This is a genomic window from Micromonospora sp. NBC_00421 (assembly GCF_036017915.1).
In the GTDB taxonomy this organism is placed as follows: domain Bacteria; phylum Actinomycetota; class Actinomycetes; order Mycobacteriales; family Micromonosporaceae; genus Micromonospora.
Window position 1 is genome coordinate 6817281 of the sequence record NZ_CP107929.1, and the last position, 15227, is coordinate 6832507.

11 protein-coding genes are annotated in these 15227 nt (G+C 74.5%); 7 read left to right on the forward strand and 4 right to left on the reverse strand.

Annotated features, from left to right (window positions below; translation table 11 throughout):
* Nucleotides 1-185 precede the first annotated feature (185 nt).
* The 6 genes from OHQ87_RS29440 to OHQ87_RS29465 all read left to right on the forward strand — a co-directional run bounded on the left by OHQ87_RS29440 (nt 186) and on the right by OHQ87_RS29465 (nt 10638).
* A complete protein-coding gene (locus OHQ87_RS29440; RefSeq protein ID WP_328349046.1) occupies nt 186-731 on the forward strand; it encodes a TIGR00730 family Rossman fold protein in 546 nt (181 codons plus the stop codon).
* A 610-nt stretch (nt 732-1341) separates the two neighbouring features.
* Entirely contained in the window at nt 1342-4605 is a 3264-nt protein-coding gene (locus tag OHQ87_RS29445) for an ATP-dependent helicase (protein ID WP_442930866.1), read from the forward strand.
* Nucleotides 4602-8114, forward strand: coding sequence for an ATP-dependent helicase (locus OHQ87_RS29450; RefSeq protein ID WP_328343164.1), 3513 nt, complete (start codon nt 4602-4604; stop codon nt 8112-8114). The genes OHQ87_RS29445 and OHQ87_RS29450 overlap by 4 nt, the downstream gene beginning before the upstream one ends.
* Before the next feature lie 200 nt (nt 8115-8314).
* On the forward strand, nt 8315-8518 hold the full coding sequence (gene cspE, locus OHQ87_RS29455) for a transcription antiterminator/RNA stability regulator CspE (RefSeq protein ID WP_007464836.1): 204 nt from the start codon (nt 8315-8317) through the stop codon (nt 8516-8518).
* A gap of 221 nt (nt 8519-8739) precedes the next feature.
* Entirely contained in the window at nt 8740-10062 is a 1323-nt protein-coding gene (locus OHQ87_RS29460; protein ID WP_328343166.1) for a DEAD/DEAH box helicase, read from the forward strand.
* 375 nt (nt 10063-10437) lie between these two features.
* Entirely contained in the window at nt 10438-10638 is a 201-nt protein-coding gene (locus tag OHQ87_RS29465; RefSeq protein WP_328343168.1) for a hypothetical protein, read from the forward strand.
* Nucleotides 10639-10686: 48 nt separating this feature from the next.
* Here OHQ87_RS29465 and OHQ87_RS29470 read toward each other — a convergent pair whose 3' ends face one another.
* From OHQ87_RS29470 to OHQ87_RS29485, 4 genes are read right to left on the reverse strand one after another with little or no spacing between them, the layout of a single operon-like run.
* Nucleotides 10687-11211, reverse strand: a complete 525-nt coding sequence (locus OHQ87_RS29470) for an RrF2 family transcriptional regulator (RefSeq protein ID WP_328343170.1) — start codon at nt 11209-11211, stop codon at nt 10687-10689.
* 1 nt (nt 11212) lies between these two features.
* Nucleotides 11213-12097, reverse strand: coding sequence for an ABC transporter permease (locus OHQ87_RS29475; RefSeq protein ID WP_328343172.1), 885 nt, complete (start codon nt 12095-12097; stop codon nt 11213-11215).
* Nucleotides 12087-12866 carry an ABC transporter ATP-binding protein gene (locus tag OHQ87_RS29480; protein ID WP_328343174.1) on the reverse strand — a complete coding sequence of 260 codons (780 nt, stop codon included), beginning with the start codon at nt 12864-12866 and terminating at the stop codon, nt 12087-12089. Before OHQ87_RS29480 ends, OHQ87_RS29475 begins: the two co-directional genes overlap by 11 nt.
* Nucleotides 12863-13930, reverse strand: coding sequence for an ABC transporter substrate-binding protein (locus OHQ87_RS29485; protein ID WP_328343176.1), 1068 nt, complete (start codon nt 13928-13930; stop codon nt 12863-12865). The genes OHQ87_RS29480 and OHQ87_RS29485 overlap by 4 nt, the downstream gene beginning before the upstream one ends.
* 188 nt (nt 13931-14118) lie before the next feature.
* Here OHQ87_RS29485 and OHQ87_RS29490 point away from each other — a divergent pair, with 188 nt between their 5' ends.
* Entirely contained in the window at nt 14119-15204 is a 1086-nt protein-coding gene (locus tag OHQ87_RS29490) for an LLM class flavin-dependent oxidoreductase (protein WP_328343178.1), read from the forward strand.
* The last annotated feature ends 23 nt before the right edge of the window (nt 15205-15227 follow it).

The window sequence follows — 15227 nt, forward strand, 5'->3', positions numbered from 1 at the left end:
CGGCACCGCGTCCGGCGGCACCGCGTCCGGCGGCACCGCGTCCGGCGGCACCGCGTCCGGCGGCACCGCGTCCGGCGGCACAGGCTCCGGCGGTACGGGAGGCAGCGGTACGGGGAGCGGCGCAGGATCCGGCGGCACCGCGTCCGGTACCGGACGCGGCGTCGATGGTCGGGAGGGCTGAGACGGTGGCGGCGATCTGTGTCTTCTGCGCGTCCTCCCGTACGCTCGATCAGCGCTGGCTGGACCTGGCGGCCGAGACCGGGGCGGAGCTGGCCCGGCGCGGGCACACGCTGGTCAGCGGCGGCGGTTGCGTCGGGATGATGGGTGCCCTCGCCGACGGGGCGCGGGCGGCCGGCGGGCGCACGGTCGGGGTGATCCCGCAGGCGCTGATGGACCTGGAGGTCTCCGATCTCGCCTCGGACGAACTGCTGGTCACCGACACCATGGCCAGCCGGAAGACCATCATGATCGAGAAGTCGGACGCCTTCCTCACCCTGCCCGGCGGTCTGGGCACCCTGGACGAGCTGTTCGAGGTCTGGACCACCGCCACGCTGGCCATGCACGCCAAGCCGATGGTGCTGGTCGACACCGACAGCTTCTACCGCCCGCTGCTCGACTGGCTCGCCACCATCACCGACCAGACCTTCCTCAAGCCGGCCGGCCTGGAACTGCTCACGGTCACCCCGACCGTCTCCACCGCACTGGACGCCCTGGAGTCGCGGCTGCCCTGACCCGCACGCCCGGCCCTGACCCGCACGCCCGGCCCTGACCCGCACGCCCGGCCCCGGTCCGGCCCCTTGGGCGAGTGCTCACGCCTGGTACCCGGGAGCGAGCGACGGGCCTGGGCAGGGTGGTGAGGTGGGTGGTGTCGTACCGGCGTGGTGGGATGTGGGGGTGCAGGGGTACCGGCTGGTGCGCCGGCCTGTCGGACCCGGCCCGGATGACGGGCGGTCCGCCGCGGGCGTCCGGGGGGACGCTCGGCGCGGCGGGGTGATCGAGGAGCCGGGTCGGAGCGGGTCGGGCGTCGAGGGGGAGCCGCGGCCCGGAGGGTCGGCGGGCGATGCCGCACACCCCGACGGCCCACACCGACCGGGGGCGGATCCGCCCCGCCCAGGGTCCGGGCCGCACCGGCCGGAGGTCGCAGCGCAGTCGGGTGGTCGGCGCGATCCGCTCCACGAGGAGGTCGCAGCGCAGTCGGGTGGTCGGCGCGATCCGCTCCACGAGGAGGTCGCAGCGCAGTCGGGTGGTCGGCGCGATCCGCTCCACGAGGAGGTCGCAGCGCAGCCGGGTGGTCGGCGCGATCCGCTCCAGGCGGAGGTGGTGGCGCACACCGCCGGGCCGATGCTGGTGCTCGGCGGGCCGGGCACCGGCAAGACCCGCACCCTGGTCGAGTCGGTCGCCGCCCGGGTCGCCGAGGGGGTCGACCCGGAGCGCCTGCTGGTGCTCACCTTCGGCCGTCGGCAGGCCACCGAGCTGCGGCAACGGATCGAGGCCCGGATCGCCGCCGACGGTCACCGGGTGCTGCGGGAACCGTTGGTACGCACCTTCCCCGCCTTCGCCTTCGGGCTGCTGCGCCGGGCCGCAGGCGAGCGGGGCGAGCCGTCCCCCCGGCTGCTCACCGGCCCCGAGCAGGATCTGATCATCCGCGAGCTGCTGGACGTCGTCGGCACCGAACCCGGCGACGACCCGGTCGGTTGGCCGGACGACCTGCTCCCCGCCCTGCGTACCCGGGCGTTCGCCGCCCAGCTGCGTGACCTGCTGATGCGGGCTGCCGAGCGGGGGGTCGGCCCGGCCGAGCTGGCCCGGCTGGGGGAGAAGCTGGGCCGCACCGACTGGCCGGCCGCCGCCCGGTTCCTCAGGGAGTACGTCGCCGTCCTCGCGCTGCGCGACGTCGGCAACCGGGGCTCCGTGGCGTACGACCCGGCCGAGCTGGTCCGCGCCGCCACCGGCCTGCTCCTCGACGATCCGGAGCTGTTGGAGGCCGAGCGTCGCCGGCTGGCCCACGTCTACGTCGACGAGTTGGCCGACACCGACCCGGCCCAGCAGGACCTGTTGGCCGTTCTGGCCGGCGGCGGCAGGTCCCTGGTGGCATTCGCCGACCCGGACTCCTCCACGTACGCCTTCCGGGGTGCCGACCCGGCCGTGGTCGCCGCGTTCCCCCACCGGTTCCGGACGGCCTCCGGGGCACCGGCGGCGCAGGTCACGTTCACCACCTCCTACCGGGCCGGGCCGGTGCTGCTCGGTGCTACCGGCCGGCTGGCCCGGCGGCTGCGCGGCCCGGCCGGGCACCGGCAGCTGCGACCGCTGCCCGACGCGCCGCCGGGCAGCGTCGAGGTGCGCACCTTCCGCTCGGCCACCAGCGAGGCCGCCTGGCTGGCCCACGCGCTGCGCGCCGCCCACCTGCTCGACGGGGTGCCCTGGTCGGCGATGGCGGTGCTGGTCCGCTCGACCCACCTGCACCTGCCGTCGTTGCGACGGGCGTTGCACGCCGCCGGGGTGCCGACCGTGGTGCACGGCGAGGACCTGCCACTGCACCTGCAACCGGCGGTGGCCCCACTGCTGCTCGTGCTGCGCTGCGCCCTCGACCCGGCCCGGCTCGACGAGGAGTCCGCGATCGCCCTGCTGCACTCGCCGCTGGGCGGGGCCGATCCGCTCGCCGAGCGGCGGTTGCGGCAGGGGCTGCGGGCGCTCGCGCTGGCCCGGGGCGACCGGCGGCCCTCCGGCGAGCTGATCGTCGAGGCGCTGGCCGACCCGGCGGAGCTGGCCGGCATCGAGCGGCGCTGGGTCGAACCGGCCCGTGCCGTGGCGGAGTTGCTGGCCACCGCCCGGACGGCTGCGGCGGTGCCCGGCGCGACCGCCGAGGACGTGCTCTGGGCGGTGTGGAGCGCCAGCGGGCTCGCCGAACGCTGGGCCGGGGTGATCATGCGGGGGCGGGCGGCCACCGGGGAACACGAGACCGCCCAGCGTTGGCGGGCCGAGGCCGCCGACCGGGACCTCGACGCGGTGCTGGTGCTCTTCGACGCGGCGGCCCGGTTCGTCGACCGGCTGCCCGGTGCCCGGACCGAGGTCTTCCTCGACCACGTCCTCGGCCAGGATCTGCCGGCCGACACCCTGGCGGCCAGCGCCGACCGGGGAGCCGCGGTCCGCCTGCTCACCGCGCACGCCGCCAAGGGGCTGGAGTGGGACCTGGTCGCGGTGGCCGGTGTGCAGGAGGGCGTCTGGCCCGACCTGCGGCTGCGCGGCAGCCTGCTCGGCTCGGAGCGGCTGGTCGACGTGCTGGTCGGCCGGGCGGACGGCGCCGGCGTCCGGGCCGGTCTGGTCGGGCAGACCTCCGCCCTGCTCGACGAGGAACGCCGGCTCTTCCACGTCGCGGTGACCCGGGCCCGGCGTCGGCTGCTGGTCACCGCCGTCGCCTCGGCGGCCGTCGGCGGCGACGACCACGAGGAGCAGCCCAGCCGCTTCCTGCACGAGCTGGGTGTGGCCGACCCGGCACCTTCCCGCCCGGACCCGTCGGCGGCCCGGGGTGACGTGGGCGAGAAGAGCGAGGCCGGCGAGGTGGGCGAGGCGGGCGACGACCTGCCCGGCGAGTTGCCGGTCGGGCGGCCACCCCGGGCGCTCACCCTCTCGGCGCTGGTGGCGGAGCTGCGTACCGCGATCGCCGGTCCGGCGGCGTCGGTGGCCCGGCGGCGCGCGGCGGCGGCCGAGCTGGCCCGGCTGGCTGCCGCCGGCATCCCGGGCGCGCACCCGGACGACTGGTGGGGCCTGCGCACTCTCTCCGACGACCGGCCCCTGGTGGACGAGGGCGAGCCCGTCCGGGTCACCCCGTCGGGCATGGAGAGCGCGCTGCGGTGCAGCCTGCGCTGGCTGCTCGAACGGCACGGCGGCAGCGGCCCGGCCAGCGCCGCCCAGGGGGTCGGCAACCTGGTGCACGCCGCCGCGATGCTGGCCGAGGACGCCAGCGCCGACCGGACCGCCCTGCTGGAGTACGTGGCCGCCCGGTTCGACGCGATCGAGCTGGCCGCCCGCTGGATGGTCGGCCCGGAACGGGAACGCGCCGAGGCCATGGTGGACAAGCTGCTGCGCTGGCTGGCCGGCAACCCGCGTCGGCTGCTCGCCATCGAGCACGAGTTCGCGGTCCGCCTCGACGACCCGGCGCGGCCGGTCGAGCTGACCGGCCGGGTCGACCGGCTGGAGGTCGACGCCGACGGCCGGCTCGTGGTGATCGACCTCAAGACCGGCAAGTCGACGGCGGTCACCGAGCGGGAGGTGGCCGAGCATCCGCAGCTCGGGGCGTACCAGGCGGCGGTGGAGGCGGGTGGGTTCGCCGAGTTCGGCGACGAGGCCGGGGGAGCGGCGCTGGTGCAGCTCGGCACCGGCGCGAAGGACGCCCGGGAGCAGACCCAGGCCGCCGCCGGGCAGGGCCCCGAGGCCGGCTGGGCCACCGCCCTGGTCCGGCGCACCGCCGACACGATGGCCGCCGCCACCTTCGCCGCCGTCGCCAACTCGAAGTGCCGGGTCTGCCCGGTGCGGACCAGTTGCCCCGTCTCCGGGCAGGGCCGTCAGGTCGTCGAGCCACCGACCGCCGTGGACGAGGGGGAGCGGTGACCCAGCCGACCCTGTTCAGCGCCGCCACCCCCGCCCCGCGCGCCGCCGACGCCGGCCCCCGCTACACGCCTGTGGAGCTGGCCCGGCTGCTCCGGCTGCCCGCCCCGACGACCGAACAGGCCGCGATCATCGCGGCGCCGGTCGCGCCGCTGCTGGTGGTGGCGGGTGCCGGCTCGGGCAAGACCGAGACGATGGCCGCCCGGGTGGTCTGGCTGGTCGCCAACTCGTACGTCCGGCCGGAACAGATCCTCGGGCTGACCTTCACCCGCAAGGCGGCCGGCGAGCTGGCGCACCGGGTACGCACCCGGCTCGACCAGTTGGTCCGGCGGCTCGGCCGGCGGTCCCGCAACCCGCTGGACGATCCCCTCGCCGGTGAGCCCACCGTCTCCACCTACCACTCGTACGCGGGGCGGATCGTGGCCGAGCACGGGCTGCGGGCCGGCTACGAACCGACCACCCGGCTGCTCACCGAGGCGTCCCGGTGGCAGCTCGTCGACCTGCTGGTGCGCAACTACGACGGCGACATGTCCGAGGTCGACCGGATGCCCAGCACCATCACCGACGCCGTGCTGGCCCTCGCCGGCGAGCTGGACGAGCACCTGGTCGACCCGGACGCGCTGGCCGCCTGGACGGGCCGGTTCTTCGCCGACGTGCAGGCCCACCCCGGGCGCGTCTACGCCGACGTCCGCAAGGCGCTCCAGCTCCAGCGGACCCGGTTGAAGCTGCTGCCGCTGGTGCGGGCGTACGCCAGGCGCAAGGACGACTTCGAGGCGATGGACTTCGCCGACCAGCTCGCCCGTGCCGCCCGGGTCGCCCGGGATCACCCGGCGGTCGGCGCGGTCGAGCGGGACCGCTACCGGGTGGTGCTGCTCGACGAGTACCAGGACACCAGCCACGCCCAGGTGGTGCTGCTCAACCACCTCTTCGGCGGCGGCCACCCGGTCACCGCGGTCGGCGATCCCTGCCAGTCGATCTACGGTTGGCGCGGGGCCAGCGCCGGCACGCTCGACCGGTTCCCCACCGACTTCGCCCGCGCCGACGGCACCCCCGCCGAGGCGATGAGCCTCACCACCAGCTGGCGCAACCGGCCGGAGATCCTCGGCGTGGCCAATGCGTTGTCGGTCCCGCTGCGGGCCGCCGGTGCCCGGGTGCCGGAGCTGCATGCCGCGCTGAGCGTCCGGGAACCGATCCCGCACCGCAGCCCGGGGGGCCGGGCCGCCGGCACCGTGCACTGCGCGCTGCTGCCCACGTACGTCGACGAGGCGGACTGGATCGCCGACAGTGTGCTCGCCGCCTGGCGGGGGGCGGCCCGGGTGCCCGGCGCGCTACCCGAGCACATCCCGGTGCCGCAGCGCCCCTCCACCGCCGTGCTGGTCCGGGTGCGCAGCCAGATCCCGGCGATCGAGGCGGCCCTGCGGGCGCGGGGGCTACCGGTCGAGGTGGTCGGCCTGGGCGGGCTGCTGGACACCCCGGAGGTGCGGGACGTGGTCTGCACCCTGCGGGTGCTCGCCGACCCCACCGACGGCGCGGCGCTGCTGCGCCTGCTCACCGGGGCGCGCTGGCGGATCGGGCCGCGTGACCTGGTGGCCCTGCACCGGCGGGCACGGGCCATCGCGCGGGCCCGCCGGGAGCTGACCGGCGACGAGGGGCCGGAGATCACCGTGGACGTGCTGGACGAGGCGACCCTGGTGGAGGCGCTGGCCGACCTGGGGCCGGCGCAGGCGTACTCGGCGGAGGGTTACCTGCGGCTGCGGTCGTACGGGATGGAGCTGGCGCTGCTGCGTTACCGGCTGGACCAGACGCTGCCGGAGCTGATCGCGGACGTCGAACGCACCATCGGCCTGGACGTCGAGGTGGCGGTCCGGGCCGGCCGGGACGGCACCGGCGACGCCGGGTTGGCCCGGGGGCACCTGGACGCCCTCGGTGACGTGGCCGCCCGGTTCAGCGGCGAGACCCCGGCGGCGACGCTTGCCGGTTTCCTGGCCTACCTGGCCGCCGCCGAGGACGAGGAGCGTGGGCTCTCCCCGGGTGAGGTGGAGGTGGTGGAGGGCGCGGTGCAGGTGCTCACCGCACACGCCGCCAAGGGCCTGGAGTGGGACGTCGTCGCGGTCGCCGGGCTGACCCGGGGCGGCTGGCCCGGCCAGGTCCGCAACTCCGATCACTGGCTGGGCGGGCTCGGGGTGCTGCCCTTCCCGCTGCGCGGCGACGCCGACGGGCTGCCCGTGCTCGACCTCGCCGAGCTGGCCGACCAGCGTGGGGTGGCCCGGGCGATGGCCGACTTCACCGACGCCTGGCGGGCCCACGACGAGCGTGAGGAACGCCGGCTGGCCTACGTGGCGGTGACCCGGCCCCGGCGGCTGCTGCTCTGCTCCGGGTACTGGTGGGGCGAGGGGACCAAGCGGTTCCGGGGGCCGTCGGTGCTGCTCCGCGAGGTGTACGACGCGTGCCTGGCCGGCGGGGGCGGCCTGCTGGTCGACCAGTGGGCGCCCGAACCGGCCGGTGACGCGGTCAATCCGACCACCGAACTGGTGTTGCGGGCCGACTGGCCGGCCGACCCGCTCGGCCCACGACGGCCGGCGCTGACCGAGGCGGCGGCGTTGGTCCGCCGCTACCTCGCCGACCCCGAGGCGGCCCACCGGGACTCCCGGCCCGACCCCGACTCGGCCCGCCTGGAGTCCCGGGCCGACCCCGAGACATCCCGCCGGGAGACCACGACCGGACCCGACGTGGTCGGGCGCGAACCCGGACCCGACGTGGCTGGGCGCGGGGCCGAGCCGGTGGTGACGGATCCGGAGGTGGTGCGGTGGCGGCGGGAGGCGGATCTGCTCCTGGCCGAGCGGGCGGAGCTGTTGCGGCAGGCCGACGGGGTCGAGGTGGTGCTGCCCGGACACCTGTCGGTCACCCAGCTGGTGGCGTTGCGTCGGGACCCGGCGCAGCTGGCCCGTACGCTGCGCAGGCCGATGCCCGCCCCACCCAGCCCGTACGCCCGGCGGGGCACCGCCTTCCACGCCTGGCTGGAGGCCCGGTTCGGAGCCGACCGGCTGCTCGACGTGGACGAGTTGCCGGGGGCGGCCGACGCGGACGCCGCGCCCGACGGGGCGCTTGCCGAACTCCAGGAGCGCTTCCTGGCCAGCGAGTGGGCAGACCGGGTGCCGGTGGAGGTGGAGGTGCCGTTCGCCACGGTGCTTGCCGGCGTGGTGGTCCGGGGCCGGATGGACGCCGTCTTCTCCCGCCCCGGCGGCCGGTACGACGTGGTCGACTGGAAGACGGGTCGACAGCCGACCGGCGGGGAGGCCGCGGTGGCCGCGGTGCAGTTGGCCGTCTACCGGCTGGCCTGGGCGGAGCTGGCCGGGGTGCCGGTGGACCGGGTGGGGGCCGCCTTCCACTACGTCCGGGACGGGGTGACGGTGCGGCCGGCCGACCTGCTGGACGCCGACGGGCTGACCGCCATCATCGCCGGGTTGCCGGAAAATCCGCTGGGGGGTGGCGCGCCGGAAGATCCGTGGTAGGTTGTTCTTGTTGCAGTTTTGGTTTCCAGAGACTCTGTGTGCGCCTGGCGGATTGTGGCCCCAGGCGCTCTTTGTTGTGTCCGGAGCTCTCCGGGCGGGGCGACCAAAAACAACAGGCGATTCGCGCATCCCGCGCGGAGCGCTCCTCTTCGGGTCCGCAACAAGTGCGGGCTCGACGTTCCGTCAAGGAGACGAAACAGATGGCAATTGGCACCGTCAAGTGGTTCAACGCTGACAAGGGCTTCGGCTTCATCACCCCGGACGGCGGCGGCGCTGACGTCTTCGCCCACTTCTCGGCGATCCAGTCCTCCGGCTACCGGAGCCTGGACGAGAACCAGCGGGTCGAGTTCGAGGTGACCCAGGGCCAGAAGGGCCCGCAGGCGGAGAACATCCGTCCGCTCTGATCTTCGGATCGTCCGGTAACACCCACCAGGTCCTCCGGACCCGGTGACGGACCGGTCCGCCGCGCCGCCCCCCGCTCCGGCGGGACGCGGCGTGCTGCGGCGGACCGGCCCGTACCCAATCGGTTCGTGCTTGTGAGTCCCGACGGACCTGGTCCGTCGGAGACCGCGCCGACTTCCGGCGCCCTCCCTCGACACGTGCCGCGTCGAGGAAGGCTTTCCGCATGACCATGACCATTCCCACCTTCGCCGCGACCGGCCTCGCGCCGGCGCTGCTCGCCGAGCTGACCGCGCAGGGCATCACCGAGCCGTTCCCCATCCAGACGGCCACCCTGCCGGACTCGTTGGCCGGTCGGGACGTGCTGGGCCGGGGGCGTACCGGCTCGGGCAAGACCCTGGCCTTCGGGCTCCCGCTGCTGCACCGCACCGCCGGTCACCGGGCCCGCCCCGGTCGCCCGCTCGCCCTGGTGCTGGTCCCCACCCGTGAGCTGGCCGCCCAGGTCACCACGGCACTCACCCCGTACGCCCGGGCGCTCGGGCTGCGCTGCGCCACCGTGGTCGGTGGGCTGTCCCTCCAGCGGCAGGCGGACGCGCTGCGCGCCGGTGCCGAGGTGCTTGTGGCCACCCCCGGTCGGCTGCACGACCTGATCAACCGGGGTGACGCCCGGCTGGACCAGGTCGCCATCACCGTGCTCGACGAGGCCGACCAGATGGCCGACATGGGCTTCCTGCCCCAGGTGACCAAGCTGCTGGAGCAGGTCGCCCCGAACGGCCAGCGGATGCTCTTCTCGGCCACCCTGGACGGCGGGGTGGACCGGCTGGTCCGCCGCTTCCTCAGCAACCCGGTGTCGCACTCGGTGGACCCGGGCACCGCCACGGTGACCGCGATGACCCACCACGTCCTGCACGTCGACGCGGCCGACAAGCCCGCCGCGCTCACCCAGATCGCCGCCCGCGAGGGCCGCACCATCCTGTTCATGGCGACCAAGCACCGCGCCGACCGGATGGCCCGTCAACTGCTCGCCAAGGGCGTACGCGCGGCGGCGCTGCACGGTGGGAAGTCCCAGCCGCAGCGCACCCGGATCCTGGAGCAGTTCCGCACCGGCCAGGTCACCGCACTGGTCGCCACCGACGTGGCGGCCCGGGGCATCCACGTCGACGGGCTGGACATGGTGGTCAACGTGGACCCGCCGACCGAGGCGAAGGACTACCTGCACCGTGGCGGTCGGACCGCCCGGGCCGGCGAGGCCGGCCAGGTGGTCACCCTGGTCCTGCCGGAGCAGCGCCGGGACGTCTCCCGGCTGATGAGCGTGGCCGGCATCAAACCGCAGTCGACCCAGGTACGCCTCGGCGACGGCGGGCTGGCCCGGGTGACCGGAGCGCGTGAGCCGTCCGGCGTGCCGGTGACCATCGTGGCCCCGGCCCCCGCCCCGGCTGCCCGGCCGCGTACCGCCCCCGGTGGCGGCAACGGTGCCGGTGGTGAAGGTGGTCGGTCGCACCGGGCGTCGGGCCGTTCCCGTCGGCCGCGTCGCCCCCGTACCGCCTGACCGGCGAAACCGTCCCGCCTGACGGGTGAGCTGTTCCGCCTGGGGCCGGGAGGCCGCGCGCGGCCAGCGTGCTCGCCGTGACTGCTCGGACGAGATCGACTCAGTGGGGCGATGTCGGTGTGTCGTCGTGCCGAAGATGCCGCCACGTCGGCCCAGCTGAGTCGATCTTGTTTTGGCGGGTGACGATCGGGCTGCCGTCCCACCCCATGGACGGTGCGGGATCGGATGCGGACCCTCGGTGATCGCGGTGGCCGATGCGTCGACTTGCCGGCTCTATTGCGTCCGATCGGTGACTGTTCCACCGGGCCCGGCTGGTCGAAGCTTGCTGCCGGGGAAGAAGCGGCCGGCACGGTCGGTCACGGGGGAGGGTTGACCATGGCGGGCGACGCCGATTCGGGGGCGGGGCGCGAGCTGCTTGTGGTGTTCGCCGTGGCGGGTGCCGGGCTCCTGCTCGCCATGATCGCGGCATTCGCGCCCTGGCACCCGAGGCCGGGACGGGCCGCCCCGGCCGGGCTGGTCGAGTTGCACAGCCCCGACGAGGGACGCCCGTCGACGGTCGAACTGACCGCCGGCTGAGCCGACCCCGACCGGGGTCGACGGGACGGAAGTCCGGGTGCCCGCAGGTCAGTGGGCCGGCATCTGCTCCCGGTGGACCAGCAGGTCGGTCAGCGTGGTGTGGTCGACCACCACGGCTATCGCGCCGTCCACCGCCAGCCACACGTCGCGTAGGCCGGTGGCCACCCCGTGATAGCCGGCATCACCGGCGGGCAGCCCGCGTACGGTGGTCAGTGATCCACCGACGGCACGCAGCACGTCCCCGACGCTGATCTGCGAGGCGGGGCGGGTCAGCGCGTAGCCACCCTCGGCGCCCCGGTGGCTGTGCAGCAGGCCGGCCCGGCGCAGGTCGAGCAGGATGCCCTGGAGGAAACTCAGCGGGATGCCCTGCGCCTGCGCCAGACTCGCCGCCTTGACCAGCTCCCCACCGCCCCCACCCTCGGATCGGCCGCCCCCGCCATGGGGTCGGGTGCCGGTGTCGGGGCGGTCGACCTCGCCGGTCCTGCTGTCGGGTGGGCCGTGCCCGCCGTCGCCGGAGGCGGCGACGGCGAGCATGGCCCGGAGCGCGTAGTCGCTGCGTGCGGAGATGTACACGTCACTGACCAGCCTGGTCCAGCACGCCCCAGCGGCGGCGGATCGCCCGGTCGGCCGCCCCGAAGGCCGCGTCGACCACCAATCCGACGACCAGGATGACGATCATCGTGGCGAGCAGCCATGGTGCGTCGGACAGCTCCCGTGAGTAGGTGAGCTGGGCGCCAAGCGACGTCTGCGAGATGCCGACCACCAGCAGCTCCCCGGCCATCAGGCTGCGCCAGGAGAAGGCCCAGCCCTGCTTGAGCCCGGCGACGATGGCGGGCAGCGCGGCCGGCGCGATGACGTACCGGTAGAGGTTCAGTCCACGTGCGCCGAGATTGCGACCGGCCCGGACCAGCAGCGGCGGTACGTAGTCGACGCCACTGATCACCCCGTTGGCGATGGACGGCGCGGCGCCGAGCACCACCACGAAGAAGATCGCCTTCTCGCTCAGCTCGAACAGCAGGATGGCCAGCGGGAACCAGGCGATCGACGGCATCGTCTGCAACGCGGTGATCATCGAGCCGATCGCCGCCCGGAGCACCTTGGACCGGGCCACCGCCAGACCGACCAGCAGGCCGACCGCGACGGAGAAGAGGTAGCCGAGCGCGGCCCGTTGCAGCGTGGTGGCGAGCCCGTCCCAGAGTTGCCGGCCGCTGGCCTGCCGGACCAGCTCCTCGGCGACGGTGACCGGGCCGGGCAGCGAGTACGGCGGCTTCCAGCCACTCCAGACCACCACCTGCCACAGCCCGATGGCGATGGCGAGCGCGGCGAGCTTGGGCCAGGTGGACGCCCAGAGCCGGGCCCCCCGGGAGACCTCCTTCTCCCGGCCGGCGATCTCCAGCGCGTCCAGCCCGGAGATCTCCGCGTCGGCGCGGGCCGCATCGGTCAGGGTGTCACTTGCCATGGCGGCCCACCTCCGTGCGCAGTCGGTCGGTGACCTCGGAGGCGATCGCGGCCACCTCGGGGGAGTCGATGCGCCGGGGGCGGGGCACGTCCACCTCGGTGGACCAGATGATCCGGCCGGGGCGGCTGCTGAGCAGGATGATCCGGTCGGCGAGCCGGGCCGCCTCGCGGACGTTGTGCGTCACGAACAGCACGGTGAGCTGCCGTTCCGTCCAGATCCGTTCCAGCTCGTCGTGCAGGATGTCCCGGGTCATCGCGTCGAGCGCGCCGAATGGCTCGTCCATCAGCAGCACCGGGGTGTCCAGGGCGAGGGTGCGGGCCAGGGCGACCCGCTGCCGCATGCCGCCGGACAGCTCGTGCGGGCGTTTGCGGCCGAAGTCGGACAGGTGGACGGTGCGCAGCAGCTCCGCCACCCGTTCCCGGCGGGCCGTCCGGGGCAGCCCGCGTAGCTTCAGCGGCACCTCCACGTTGGCCTCGACGGTCAGCCACGGGAAGAGCGCCGGCTCCTGGAACATCAGGCCGGGGTGGGCGTCGTCGGCCACCGTGATGGTGCCGCCCTGCGCGCGGTCCAGCCCGGCGACGAGGTTGAGCAGTGTGCTCTTGCCGCAGCCGGACGCACCGACGAGGCAGACGAACTCGCCGGGCCGGACGTCCAGGCTCACCCCGTCCAGGGCGAGGACGGCGTTCGTCCCGCGCCCGTACACCTTGGTCACACCGGAGAGCGCGACCGCGGCGGTCGCGCTCTGCGGCGTCGTCGTGGTCGACGTCACGGCTGGGTGACCTCGGTCTGGCCCTGCGTCTTGAGCACCTCGTTGAGGTACTTCAGGTCGTACAGGCCGTTCAGGTCGACCGGCTGGGTCAGCTCCACCGCGACGGCGTGGTCGAGGCCCGTCTTGAGCGAGGAGGCGATCGGGTCGTTGGTGAACAGCAGGGTGGGCCACGCCTGCTTGATCAGCTTGAGGTCCAACGGCTTGCCGGTGATCTTGCCGATGTGGTCGGAGATGGCCTGCTGGGCCTCGTCCGGCTTGGTGTTGACGAAGTCGTTCGCCGCGACCTGCCCTTCGACCAGCTTCTTCACCGCGTCGGGGTGGGCCTTGAGGAACTTGGTGGAGACGATCAGGTTGGTGATGACGAACTTTTTGTCCGGCCAGAGGTCCCGCTCGTCGACGAGGACCTTGCCACCGGCGTTGACCAGCCGGGAGACGAACGGCTCGGGCACCCATGCGCCGTCGATCGCGCCGCTGGAGAAGGTCTCCACCGTCTGGGCGTTCTCCTGCGGGACGATCTTGACGTCGCCGCCGCCCTCCTTGGTGGTCTTGAGGCCCTTCTCCTTGAGCCAGTAGCGGATGGCGACGTCCTGGGTGTTGCCGAGCTGCGGGGTGGCGATCTTCTTGCCGCGCAGCTGCTCGACCGAGGTGATCTCCGGCTTGACCACCAGGGCGACCCCGCCGGAGGCGGCGCCGGAGATGACCCGGACGGCCTCGCCCTTGGACTTGGAGTAGGCGTTGACCGTCGGGTTCGGGCCGATGTACGTGGCGTCGAGCGCGCCGGAGAAGATCGCCTCGATCGCGGCCGGGCCGGCGTTGAACGTCTTGGTCTCCAGCTTGACGTCGCTGCCGAGCTTCTCGGCGAAGATGCCCTTCTCGACGCCGACCACGGCCGGGGCGTGCGTGATGTTGGGGAAGTAGCCCAGCCGCAGGGCGACCGGGCCGGAGTCGCCGCCGCCGGCAGCGCTGTCGTCGTCACCGCACGCCGCGGTGGTCCCCATCGTGGCCGCGCCGATGACGGCGAGGGTGGCGAGGGAGACCAACCGACGGAAGGGGAGCCGTCTCATCGTCTATCCAATCCGCAGTATTCCTATTTAGTTGGTAGGAAGAGTGGGTCAGGGGTGCTCCGGCGTCAAGAGCCGTCCACATCTCGGGACGACGAGTTCTCAGATATTCCCCGTTCTCCTACCTTCTTGCTAGGTTTAGCCGCCCCGCCGACGGACGCCGGCCGGGACGCGGCGAGAGGGTGGCGGACATGGCCTTCCACTGGTTCCTCCCCACCTCCGGCGACGGCGACCAGGTCGGTGCGGCCACCGTCACCGCCGGTGCGGCCCGGCACGACCGGGCGGCCACCGTCGGATATCTGACCGAGGTGGCCCGCGCCGCCGAGGCGGGCGGGTTCCGCGCCCTGCTCACCCCGGTCGGCTCCGGTTGCCCCGACCCGTGGATCGTCTGCGCGGCGGTCGCCCAGCACACCGGGCGGATCGGCCTAATGGTCGCCGTCCGGGCCGGCTTCGCCCTGCCCACCCTGGTCGCCCAGCAGGCCGAGGCGTTCCAGGCGGTCTCCGGCGGGCGGCTCGCGCTGAACGTCGTCACCGGCGGCGACCCCACCGAGCAGCGGGCGTACGGCGACTTCCTCGACCACGACGCCCGCTACGCCCGTACCGGTGAATTCATCGAGGTGCTCCGCCGGTCCTGGCGCGGCCGGCCGTTCGACTTCACCGGCGCGCACTACCGGGTCGACGGCGGCGGGCTGGCCGCTCCGCTGGCCGACCCGCCGTCGGTCTACCTCGGCGGCGCGTCCCCGGCCGCCGAGGCGGTCGCCGCCCGGCAGGCCGACGCGTACCTGATGTGGGGTGAACCACCCGCGGCCATCGCCGCCCGGGTGGACCGGATCCGGGCCCGCGCCGCCGAGCAGGGCCGCACCCTGCGCACCGGCCTGCGGCTGCACGTCATCGCCCGACCCACCGCCGACGAGGCGTGGGCCGAGGCGGGCCGGCTGCTGGCCGGGATGAGCCCGGACCGGATCGCCGCCGCCCAGGCCCGGTTCGGCCGGATGGACTCCGTCGGCCAGGCCCGGATGACCGCGCTGCACGACGGCCGCGCCGACGGCCTCACCGTCGCGCCGAACCTCTGGGCCGGCATCGGCCTGGTCCGCGAGGGCGCGGGCACCGCGCTGGTCGGCAGCTACGCCGAGGTCGCCGCCCGGATCGACGAGTACGCCAGCAGCGGCGTCGACGAGTTCGTCCTCTCCGGCTGGCCGCACCGGGAGGAGGCGGAACGGGTCGGCGCCGAGGTGCTGCCCCGGGTCACCGCGTTGCCCGTCGCGGTGGCGCACTGAGACGCAGGCCGAGGACGGCCGTG